Source organism: Arthrobacter sp. CAL618 (genome assembly GCF_000468215.1).
GTDB lineage: Bacteria > Actinomycetota > Actinomycetes > Actinomycetales > Micrococcaceae > Arthrobacter_D.
On record NZ_ASZW01000224.1, the window covers coordinates 1 to 10,674 of the forward strand.

Consider the following 10,674-nt stretch of genomic DNA (forward strand, 5'->3'; position numbering starts at 1 on the left):
CCCGCCGCAGCCTGGCGAACGCTGGCGCGGCGATGTAGGCGCTGAATCCGTCGGTGGCGCTCATCCGGACGACGCCGGTTACCGGGGCGTCGTCGTCGCCGTCGGCCAACCCATTCACCGCTGATGCGACCCGCTCAGCTGCGGCGACCGCTCGAAAACCCAACTCGGTGAGCTCCCACCCACCGCTGGCCCGAACCAGGACATGACCGCCGAGGCTTTTCTCCAGGGCAGCGATCCGCCGGGACACAGTCGTGTGGTTCAGCTCCAGCGCCTCGGCGGCAGTAGTGAACCGGCCGCTGCGGGAGACGGTCAACAGAATCAACAGGTCGCTGGGGTTGGGAAAGCTCATATCTGCATTTTCGCAGTATCGAGGTGCGGAGTTGGTCATTGAAGCGGTCAACATCTGCAGCAATACTCAATGAGGTTGTTCCTGGGGTGACGCCTGTCACAGTACCCAGTAGGCATAGTGTCACCGTCGACACAGAAGGAGAAAGCCATGAGCGTCAATCAACGCTCCACCCAGTCCGGCCCGCAGGGAACCCCGGGGCGCGACCGTACCGACGAGTCAGGTCTGAAAAAAGTTGGCGCAGCCTCGATGGTCGGGACAGTTGTCGAATGGTACGAGTTTTTCCTCTACGCCACCGCCGCCACCCTGGTCTTCGCGGTGGTGTTCTTCCCCAACGCGGCGACCCCGCTCGATGGGATCATCGCAGCGTTCCTGACCTACGCCGTCGGCTTCATCGCCCGTCCGCTCGGCGGGATCTTCTTCGGCCAGATTGGAGACAAGCTCGGCCGCAAGCACCCTCCAGGTGACCATCATCCTGGTCGGTGTAGCGACCTTCCTGATGGGCTGCCTTCCGGGCTACAACACGATCGGGTACTGGGCTCCGGCCCTGCTGGTAGTCCTGCGCTTCGTGCAGGGCTTCGCCGTCGGCGGTGAATGGGGTGGCGCCGTTCTGCTGGTTGCCGAGCACAGCCCCAACAAGTCCCGCGGGTTCTGGGCCAGTTGGCCGCAGGCGGCTGTCCCCGTCGGCAACCTCCTGGCAACCGTGGTTCTGCTGACCATGTCGTTCATCCTTCCCGAAGACGAATTTCTGGCCTGGGGCTGGCGGGTAGCGTTCTGGCTATCAGCGGTCATCGTGGTCATTGGTTACTACATCCGGACGCACGTCAGTGAAGCGCCGATCTTCCTTGAGGCACGTGAACAGGTTGAGCGCGAGAAGTCGATCAACTACGGGGTCCTCGAGGTAGTTAAGAAATACCCCAGGGGAATCCTGGGCGCCATGGGCTTGCGCTTTGCCGAGAATATTCTTTACTACATCATTGTCAGCTTCTCGATCGTCTACCTGAAGACCGTCCATGAATACGACACCAGCCAGCTCCTCCTCGCGCTGCTGATCGCCCACGTGGTCCACTTCCTGGTGATTCCCCAGGTGGGCCGGCTGTCTGATCGTTTCGGCCGCAAACCTGTCTACCTTGCCGGAGCGATTCTCGGCGCCACCTGGGCGTTCTTCGCCTTCCCGATGTTTGACACCCAGAACCCAGTGATCATCATCCTGGCGGTCACCATCGGCCTGTGCTTCCACGCCCTGATGTATGCGGGACAGCCAGCCATCATGGCTGAAATGTTCCCCACCCGCATGCGGTATTCGGGGGTTTCCCTCGGCTACCAGGTGACATCGATTATTGCCGGGTCGATGGCGCCGATCATCGCGACGGCCATCCTTCAGGAGACCGGTTCCTGGGTGGGGGTTGCGCTCTACGTCCTGGGTGCGTGTGTGGTGACCGGCATCGCCGTCGTCACCCTAAAGGAAACCAAAGGAATCTCACTGCGCGACGTCGACGCCGCGGACGCGGAGCGCCACGGCATCCCGGTTCCGAACGGTACTGCCTGATGGCATCCACACAGGTGAAGATGCCAGCCCAGCCACCAACCCAGCGGACGGTTGAGGCGGCACGTCCGGGCAGAACTACCAGCGCGCAGCCGCTCGCCGGGCGCCGGGCGCTCGTGACCGGCGGTGCCAGCGGGATCGGAGCGGCTACCGTCCGGGCGTTTGCCGCTCAGGGTGCGCATGTGACCGTCGCGGACCGCGATGGCGACGGTGCCGCCGCGCTGGCCGAGGAAGTGAATGGCGAATCGTGGACCGTGGACCTGCTGAGTACCGGGGAGCTTGAGGACCTCAGCCTCGACGTCGACATCCTCGTCAACAACGCCGGTATCCAGGCGGTACAGCCAATCCACAAGTTTGACCCAGCCGACTTCCGACGGATCCACACGCTGATGTTGGAGGCACCCTTCCTGCTGATCCGAGCCGCGCTGCCCGCGATGTACGACAGAGGCTTCGGCCGGATCATTAACCTGTCCTCAATCCACGGGCTGCGGGCGTCGCCGTTCAAGGCGGCCTACGTGTCGGCGAAGCACGGGTTGGAGGGCTTGTCCAAGGTGACGGCGCTGGAGGGTGGCGAGTACGGCGTCACCAGTAACTGCGTGAACCCCGGATATGTCCGCACCCCGCTGGTCGAAAACCAGATCACTGACCAGGCGCGTCTGCACGGGATCTCCGAGGAAGACGTGCTGTCCACCATCATGCTCACGGAAAGTGCCATCAAACGGATGGTCGAACCGGAAGAAGTGGCAGCTCTGGTGTGCTGGCTGGCGTCCGACGTGGCAGGCATGGTGACTGGTTCGTCGTATGTGATGGACGGGGGCTGGTCCGCGCGCTGACGGTCAGCCTGGGCTGGCCCCTACCGCGGGACCAGCCCAGGACTATCGCAGACCCAGCGCCAGTTCGATCGGTCCAATACCGAAAAACACCACAAATGCGCCCGCCACAACCCACATCAGGGGGTGAATTTCCCGGGCTCGACCCTGGAAGGTGCGGACCAGCACATAGGCAATGAACCCGGCGCCCAGGCCGTTGGCAATCGAGTACGTGAACGGCATCAGGATGAAGGTCAGGAACGCGGGGATCGCAACCCCCCAGTCCTGCCAGTCGATGCGGCCTACCTGTGCCACCATCATGAACCCAACGACGACGAGCGCCGGCGCCACGGCTTCGAACGGCACCAGGGAGATCAGGGGGGTGAAGAACATCGCCAGCAGGAACAATACGCCGGTGACGATGTTGGCGATACCGGTGCGGGCGCCTTCACCGATACCAGCTCCCGATTCGACGTAGATCTGGTTTGAGGACACCGACCCGGCACCGCCGGCGACGGCGCCGAGGGCATCGACCACCAGGACCCGGTTGACGCCGGGAATGTTGCCCTTCTTGTCCACGAGCTTTGCCTCGTTGGCGAGGCCCACCATGGTGCCCATGGCGTCGAAGAAGATGCTCAACAGGATGGTGAACGTGAGCAGCAGGGCCGCGGTCGCCCCGATGGTGCTGAAGGCGCCGAACAGGCTCACGTTGCCGATCAGTGACAGATCAGGAACTCCCACCCAGGCCCCGGTCGGAAGTTCGGGGACCACCAGGGACCAGCCCTGGGCGTTGGTGCCGTCCGGGCCAACGCTTGGCCCGACGTCGGCCACTGCTTCAATGCTGACGGCGAGAATGGTTGAGGCAATGACACCGATCAGGATCCCGCCTCGCACCTTGCGGACCACCAACGCGATGGTCAGAATCAGACCGAAGACAAACACCAGGGTGGGCCAGCCCAGCAGCGCGCCTTCGAAACCGAGGCCCACTGGCACTGTGGTTTGAGCGACATCCGGCACCCGCCTGACGAACCCAGCATTGACGAGTCCGATGAGCGCGATGAAGAGGCCGATACCGACCACAATCGCGGTTTTGAGGCTTTCAGGGACTGCGTTGAATACTGCGGTCCGGAATCCGGTGAGAACCAGGATGAGCATGGTGAGGCCGGCCAGCATCACTAGACCCATGACCTGCGGCCAGGTGAGTTCAGGGTTGGTGGCGACGGTGATGGCCACGAAGGCGTTGACGCCGAGGCCGGTCGCGAGGGCAAACGGGTACTTGGCCCAGGCGCCCATCACGATCGTCAGGATTCCTGCGACCAATGCCGTCACGGCTGCGACCCGTTCGAAGCCCAGCTCGGCGCCCGATGAATCGGCCCCGGCAAGGATCAGCGGGTTGAGGACAACGATGTAGCTCATGGCGAAGAAAGTTGCCACTCCGCCGCGGATCTCCCGGGACATAGTGCTACCGCGGTGGGTTACTTCGAAATAGCGGTCCAGTACGGAACCCTTTTTGAGCATGGTCATTCCTCGAACGGTGGGGGGTGTGGTCTGCGGATCGAGTCTATCCGCTCGACGCCGGGTGCGCCGCTTCTCCCAGCGTGCTGACAGGCCCGCCACGTAGAGTTGACACATGAGTACTACCTACCCCGCTGCACGCTCCGTCGTCGATCATTCGTTCCTGAGGGTCGCCGCCCTACTGGCCGCGATGTTGCTGGTGGCCTTGATGACTGTCCTCGGGTCCGCCCCGGCAGCCAATGCCCATGACGAGATGACCGGCAGCACCCCTGAGCCAGGGGCGAGCGTCGAGATGCTTCCCGAGGTGGTGGAGTTGACCTTCTCCAATGTGCCGTCGGGGATTGGGTCGGAGGTCGAGGTCCTCGACGCGAACGGCGAGAATTGGGCCGAAGGTGACGTGGCAATCATTGACCGGGTGGCCAGCCAGCCGCTCCGCGCTGATGCGCCAGCGGGTGAATACACAGTGAACTGGCGGGTAGTCTCCTCGGATTCCCATCCCATTGAAGGCAGCTTCGCGTTCACCGCGACGGCAGGCGGGGCCGCGCAGCCCCCGGGCGCCGCTGCCAACACCCAGGGGCCAATTGAAATCGAGGAGTCAGAGCAGGCTGCACAGGGTGATTTCCCGTGGAGCATCGTGGTGATGGTCGTGGTCCTGATCGCGCTGGCCGTGGTCCTGGCCGTAACCGCCCGGAAGAAGCTACGTCAAGGCGCCGACGCTTAGCTCTGCTGTGAAGTTGTAGGGCCAAAATTCATTCGCAAAAGCCATCATTCTTACCGGAGCTTATTAGGTCGCTATTTGCATTGCTGTCGGCAAACGGGCGCCCTCGTATATAACGAAAGAACATCGATTCGCTGGCATGAATCAGCTGGCTACTCCTTCTTTAAAAATCCCTGAGTTCATCGGGATCGGACGCCCTCCGACGGTTCGGGTCGGCCCTGAAGCAGCGTGCCTGGAAGTCGGTCTTGAGGTGCCAGGCGGGGTTTTTCCGCGTCCGGGACGAGCTGTCACCGGTATATTGGGTTACTCAATACCGCCGATAGTGATCGCCGAATTTGGATTAGGGCAATTGTTGCCCGTCCGTTGTCTGCAAATGTGCAGACCTATTTTCCGATTTTGTAGCGGTGCAGAGGGGTAGCAATCTTTTTGCCTTAGCCTCTTTGAGCCAGTGCACCTTGTGGTGCCATTCAGCGTTCCGTAGCAAGTGTAAATTGAGCTGCCGCAGGCTGCGCAAATCAAAAGCAACGTAGAGCGAGGAGCAAGATAACTGTGCCAGTCATTGAGGCCCGCGAGGTCTATAAGGTCTTCGGACACAGGCCCGAACGTGCCGTCGATCGGATGCGGGCTGGCGCTAGCCGCGAGGACCTCCGCAAGGACAACCTGACCCCGGCCGTTATCGACGCCAGCTTTGACGTCGCCGAGGGCGAAATCTTCGTGGTGATGGGCTTGTCCGGGTCCGGAAAGTCGACGCTGATCAGGATGGTGAACGGCCTTCTGATGCCGACTGCAGGCACGATGAAGGTCGCCGGTGAGGACATCACCCGGTTGAAGGGCAAGGACCTCCGGCGTGTGCGGAGGGAGAAGGTCAGCATGGTTTTCCAGCATTTCGCGCTCCTTCCCCACCGCACAGTTGGTGAGAACGCCGCCTACGGGCTGAAGGTGCAGGGGCTGAACCGGTCTGAACGTGAGAAAAAGGCTGAGGTGGCCTTGCAGATGGTCGGCCTTGAGGGCTGGGGCGGGTCACTTCCGGGAGAACTCTCCGGCGGGATGCGGCAGAGAGTGGGTCTGGCACGGGCTCTTGCAGCCGGGACCGACGTCATGCTGATGGATGAGGCGTTCAGCGCACTCGATCCGCTCATTCGACGCGAAATGCAGGACCAGTTGGTTGACCTGCAGCACCAGCTTGGCAAAACCATCCTGTTCATCACCCACGACCTCAACGAGGCGATGCGCCTGGGCGACAGGATAGCGATGATGCGCGACGGGCGGATTGTGCAGATCGGCACCACTGAACAAATCCTCAACGACCCTGCCAACGACTACGTTGCGAAGTTCGTGCAGGACGTGGATCGCACTCGGGTGCTCACCGCATCGGCCGTGATGGAGCAGCCCGTCGCACTGCTCGGCAGCGAACAGGGCCCACGCGCCGCACACAAGCTTCTCCGCGAGCACCAGCTGTCCAGCCTGATGGTTGTCGGATGGGACAAGACCCTGCACGGGATCGTGCATGAGCACGACGTTGCCGCCGCCGTCGCAAAGGGCACAGACAATCTTGACGGACTGCTTCGCTCCGCGGCGACGGTCCGCCTTGACACCCCACTCGCCGACCTAATGACAGCCGCTGCTGAAAGTGTCGTGGCACTCGCAGTCGTCGATGACCGGGGGCGGCTAAGCGGTGTGATTCCGCGGGTTACGCTCCTCAATGCCCTGGGCGACCCCAACGCGACAGTTGAGCATGTTGGACCCGATCAGGAGGTAATGGCGTGAGCCTGATGACCAGCCGCACCGACGGTGAAATTGTGCCCCGCATTCCTGTCGGCGAAGGGATCGAGACCGTCTTCGACTGGGTCGACGACAATCTCGGCGGGTTCTTCCAGGCAGTACGTGACCTCGTTCTCGGTGCCACCGACGGACTGGCTGACCTACTGAACTCCCCGGCGCCCCTCGTGCTTGTGGCCTTGTTATCACTACTGGCCTGGTTGGTGAAGGACTGGAAGTTCGCCGTCGTGTCATTCGTGGGTTTGGCCTTCATCATCAGCGTTGATCAGTGGGAAAACGCGATGACAACGTTGGCTTTGGTCCTCATCGCCACCTTCATCGCGCTCGTGATCGCTATTCCACTCGGCATCGCGGCAACGAAATCCGCTGCGGTGAGTAACGCGATCCGCCCGGTAATGGACCTGATGCAAACCATGCCAGCCTTCGTCTGGCTGGTGCCCGTGGTGACGCTGTTCAGCATCGGTCCCGCCGGTGGTGTGGTTGCGACAGTCATCTTCGCCCTGCCGCCGGGAGTGCGCCTGACCGAACTAGGTATCCGTCAGGTCGATTCCGAGGTGGTCGAGGCCGGACATGCGTTCGGCAGCACACCAGGACACATCCTGCGCGGCATCCAGATCCCCTTGGCGCTACCGACGATCATGGCCGGCGTCAACCAGGTAATCATGCTTGCACTCTCGATGGCGGTCATCGCCGGGCTCGTGGGCGCCGGCGGCCTCGGCGGTGCCGTCACCTCCTCGATCGCGCAACTCGATATCGGTCTGGGCTTCGAAGCCGGATTGTCGGTGGTGGTCCTCGCGATCTTCCTCGACCGGGTCACTGCTGCCGTCGGAGATGGTAGATCAGACCGTGACCGCCGCGTTCTCGGCGCCCTGGGTCGGTTGTTCGGTCGTCCCGAAAACAAGCCAGTTCCGCTCGCCACAAAATCTTGACCCTCCAACCAATCCTCGGGCGCCGGTTTAGAAGGCGCCCTCCGATGAATAAGGAAAGAAGATCAATGACTAACAAATTACGTACCCGCCGGGTCGGAGTACTTGCTGCACTGATGACTGTTGCGCTCGGCGCAACAGCATGCGGTGGATCGGATGCCCCAAGCGACGAGGGATCCGAAGCAGCGGCCCAATCCATCACGCTGGGTATCATCCCCTCCTGGACCGACGGGCTGAGCACCGCCTACCTCTGGGAGAACATCCTTGAAGCCGAAGGCATCGACGTCGAGATTCAGGAATTGAGCGAGGCCGCGCCGCTCTACACGGGCCTCTCCAACGGAGATGTCGACGTTTACCCCTCGGGCTGGTCCGAAGCGACGCACGCCGAGTACATGGAAGAGTATGGCGACGACATTGAGGATCTTGGCGCCTACTACGACAACGCCAAACTGACTTTCGCCGTGCCGGAATACACCGATATCGATTCGATCGCGGACCTGACCGGGAACGCCGACATGTTCGACGGCCGGATCGTGGGTATCGAACCAGGAGCCGGCCTGACGGCGGTGACCAAGGACAGCGTTATGCCAACGTATGGCCTTGAGGAGGACTACGAGCTGGTTGAGTCATCCACGACGGCGATGCTGACGGAGCTGCAAAGCGCCGTCGATGCCGAGGAGGACATCGTGGTGACCCTGTGGAAGCCGTTCTGGGCCAACAGTTCCTTCCCTCTGAAGGACCTCGAAGACCCTGAGGCAGCGCTTGGCCCGGTAGAAGGACTGCACACGTTGGCGCGTACCGGATTCACCGAGGACTTCCCCGAGATCGCCGAAATGATGACCAACTTCAAGCTGGACGACGACCAGTACGGTCAGCTTGAGAACCTCGTTGTCAACGAGTTTGGGTCGGGCCAAGAGGCTGAAGCCGTCGAGCAGTGGCTTGAGGAAAACCCTGACTTCATTGATGGGCTCAAGGGCTAACCCTCTCGATATCCCCAAGGGCTACCGCCTGTTGACGGGAGGNCCCGTCGTCGTCGGTGGCCAGATGGGCGCGTGGCCAGGGGAGGGCCTAGGCGCCGAGTGCCCGGGTCGGTGGCAGCCGTAGCGGAGGGTGCTGAACAATCGCAGCACTGACCAGTTTCGCTTGCCTGACAATTTCTCGGGTGCTGGGGCTGAGCAGCTCGCCGACTCCCACCAGATGCAGGCCAATCGCCCGCGCTGCAGCCTTGAGGTCGTTGCCAACCGCCAGACCAAGCGACAGCAGGAACCGCCGCAACTGGTTCTGCGGGTACTTGGTCAGCACCACATGGTCGGCCAGTAGCACGCCGCTTCCGGTTTGGACCGCCCATTTCTTGGACCCGAGCACAGGGGTGGGCAACAACTTCGAATGGCCCACCACGCACAAATTCTCGGCGATGGTGCTGTGCCGGATGTCCAATGAATGGCTGCTCGCATAACCGCGCAGCAGCCGAAGCAGCTCTGTTCGTTCCGATAGGGACACCGAGTCGGTCATCACCGTACGGGACAGCTGACCGGTATCGAGCGGGTCCATGCATTCCACAACGATTGACTCGATACCCCGACGACTGAGTTCGCTGGCCACAGCCAATCCCGAAAGACCCGATCCAATGACGACCGTGGTGGTGAGCTCCGCACCGCCGTGCACGTCTGAGCGCGAGGCACCGGTTCCGGGCGACGGTGAACTCACAGGGTAGACCTCCGAAAGGGAAGGGTTAGTTCCGCACAGCCCGGCGCCTCTTCCGGGCTGTGCGGACACTTGGCTGCGAACGGGTCAACCAAGCGCATTTCGTTACGCCTGAGCAAAATGTGGCTCATTCAAGTAACGATTTCTCGAAGCCTATATAACTTTGACCACGGTGAATAGTCCTATGCGGAAGAGTAAGGTTTGAAATAGTTTGGCGGCGATCGAGGATCGCTGATCCGGCGCCGGTAGTTGTGACCGCAGGGAGGCAGGGCCATGGAAAAGGCACAGTCTGAAAATGGTGTGAACAGTCTCTACGGCAGCGGCATTGTGGTGGGGGTGGACGGCTCTGATCAGAGCCAGTGCGCCCTGGTCTGGGCGGCCCATGAGGCGGCGCGTCGAGGTACCCGCCTCAGCGTCGTCACCGCCTATACGGTGCCGGTGTTCGCGGCCTCAAGCATGGATGCCGGGTACGCCACAATTGACGACGCCGTCATCCGTGAGGGTGCGGAGGCGGTGCTCAAACAGGCAGTCGAACGTCTCCAGGGACTCCCCGTGGATATTGATCCACGGGTGGAGGCCGGAGACGCTGCGGGCGTCCTCCTGGAGCTGTCCGAGGAAGCCGAACTGATCGTCGTTGGGTCCCGTGGCAGAGGAGGTTTCGTCGGGCGCCTCCTGGGCTCGGTCAGCAGCGCGGTCCCGGCCCACGCAAAATGCCCGACGGTCGTTATCCCCCTCTGCGCCGCACGTCGGCTCACTGAAGCGGGAGTCGAGCCGCCGAAGGGGAAGGGGGAGCCGGGACCCACGGCAGACCAGGTGGAGCAGGTTGTGGTGGTGGGAGTGGACGGCTCGGAGCAGGCGCGGATGGCGTCGCTTGCTGCCGCGGAGCAGGCCGTATCCAGAGGGATGCCACTGCGGGTGGTCTGCTCGTTGCCGCCCTTCACCGGATCCCTTGCCTGGGTTCCCGCACCGTTGGACCGTGAAGCCCTCCACGCGGACATCCGCATCTCGCTGAACGCAGGAAGGGAGTGGCTGCAGAGCCACTTTCCGAGCCTTGAGATCTCAGTAGAGCTGCTCGACGGTCCACCGGTTGAGGTGCTGATCGAGAGTTCGCGGACGTCCGAGCTGCTGGTAGTCGGCACCCGGGGACGTGGCGGGTTTGCTGGAATGCTGCTCGGCTCCACCAGCCAGGGTGTTCTCCATCACGCGAAGGGCCCCGTGCTGGTTGTTCCGGATGGCAATGATCCACGGTTGCTTGACCGGGAGAACTTCGGGCCGATGGTGGCCCCAACCAGCTAGTTCAAATGCCGTCAGTTCTTTGTGCCGGGCGGTGA

The 10,674-nt window shown here is 62.2% G+C and carries 9 protein-coding genes and 1 pseudogene; 7 read left to right on the forward strand and 3 right to left on the reverse strand.

Annotation, left to right across the window (positions count from 1 at the left end):
* Window positions 1–349 (reverse strand): LysR family transcriptional regulator (locus tag K728_RS0113350; protein WP_024477022.1); only part of this gene is annotated, 349 nt, incomplete at its 3' end.
* Between the two features lie 147 nt (window positions 350–496).
* On the opposite strand from K728_RS0113350, the pseudogene K728_RS19450 reads away from it, so the two are divergent.
* Window positions 497–1,895, forward strand: a pseudogene (locus tag K728_RS19450) (MFS transporter).
* Window positions 1,895–2,725 carry a 3-hydroxybutyrate dehydrogenase gene (locus tag K728_RS0113360; protein WP_019483925.1) on the forward strand — a complete coding sequence of 277 codons (831 nt, stop codon included), beginning with the start codon at window positions 1,895–1,897 and terminating at the stop codon, window positions 2,723–2,725. The pseudogene K728_RS19450 and the gene K728_RS0113360 overlap by 1 nt, the downstream one beginning before the upstream one ends.
* A gap of 42 nt (window positions 2,726–2,767) precedes the next feature.
* Here the strand turns inward: K728_RS0113360 and K728_RS0113365 are convergent, their stop codons facing one another.
* Window positions 2,768–4,219 (reverse strand): NCS2 family permease, encoded by a 1,452-nt coding sequence (locus tag K728_RS0113365; protein WP_019483924.1) that lies wholly within the window; start codon window positions 4,217–4,219, stop codon window positions 2,768–2,770.
* A gap of 112 nt (window positions 4,220–4,331) precedes the next feature.
* On the opposite strand from K728_RS0113365, the gene K728_RS0113370 reads away from it, so the two are divergent.
* From K728_RS0113370 to K728_RS0113385, 4 genes are all read left to right on the forward strand, one after another.
* Window positions 4,332–4,937, forward strand: a complete 606-nt coding sequence (locus tag K728_RS0113370; RefSeq protein WP_019483923.1) for a copper resistance CopC family protein — start codon at window positions 4,332–4,334, stop codon at window positions 4,935–4,937.
* Between the two features lie 546 nt (window positions 4,938–5,483).
* A complete protein-coding gene (locus K728_RS0113375) occupies window positions 5,484–6,701 on the forward strand; it encodes a quaternary amine ABC transporter ATP-binding protein (protein ID WP_019483922.1) in 1,218 nt (405 codons plus the stop codon).
* Between the two features lie 5 nt (window positions 6,702–6,706).
* Window positions 6,707–7,642 (forward strand): ABC transporter permease, encoded by a 936-nt coding sequence (locus tag K728_RS0113380; protein ID WP_116778961.1) that lies wholly within the window; start codon window positions 6,707–6,709, stop codon window positions 7,640–7,642.
* Between the two features lie 65 nt (window positions 7,643–7,707).
* Window positions 7,708–8,619 carry a glycine betaine ABC transporter substrate-binding protein gene (locus tag K728_RS0113385; protein ID WP_019483920.1) on the forward strand — a complete coding sequence of 304 codons (912 nt, stop codon included), beginning with the start codon at window positions 7,708–7,710 and terminating at the stop codon, window positions 8,617–8,619.
* An 88-nt stretch (window positions 8,620–8,707) separates the two neighbouring features.
* Here the strand turns inward: K728_RS0113385 and K728_RS0113390 are convergent, their stop codons facing one another.
* Entirely contained in the window at window positions 8,708–9,346 is a 639-nt protein-coding gene (locus tag K728_RS0113390; RefSeq protein ID WP_019483919.1) for an FAD-dependent monooxygenase, read from the reverse strand.
* 270 nt (window positions 9,347–9,616) lie between these two features.
* Here K728_RS0113390 and K728_RS0113395 point away from each other — a divergent pair, with 270 nt between their 5' ends.
* Entirely contained in the window at window positions 9,617–10,639 is a 1,023-nt protein-coding gene (locus K728_RS0113395) for a universal stress protein (protein ID WP_024477025.1), read from the forward strand.
* The last annotated feature ends 35 nt before the right edge of the window (window positions 10,640–10,674 follow it).

Excerpts from the sequence above, each read along its gene's own strand:
- K728_RS0113380 (WP_116778961.1), top strand. The coding sequence starts at position 6,707 with ATGACCAGCCGCACCGACGGTGAAATTGTGCCCCGCATTCCTGTCGGC.
- K728_RS0113385 (WP_019483920.1), top strand. The coding sequence starts at position 7,708 with ATGACTAACAAATTACGTACCCGCCGGGTCGGAGTACTTGCTGCACTG.
- K728_RS0113370 (WP_019483923.1), top strand. The coding sequence starts at position 4,332 with ATGAGTACTACCTACCCCGCTGCACGCTCCGTCGTCGATCATTCGTTC.
- K728_RS0113395 (WP_024477025.1), top strand. The coding sequence starts at position 9,617 with ATGGAAAAGGCACAGTCTGAAAATGGTGTGAACAGTCTCTACGGCAGC.
- K728_RS0113360 (WP_019483925.1), top strand. The coding sequence starts at position 1,895 with ATGGCATCCACACAGGTGAAGATGCCAGCCCAGCCACCAACCCAGCGG.
- K728_RS0113365 (WP_019483924.1), bottom strand. The coding sequence starts at position 4,219 with ATGCTCAAAAAGGGTTCCGTACTGGACCGCTATTTCGAAGTAACCCAC.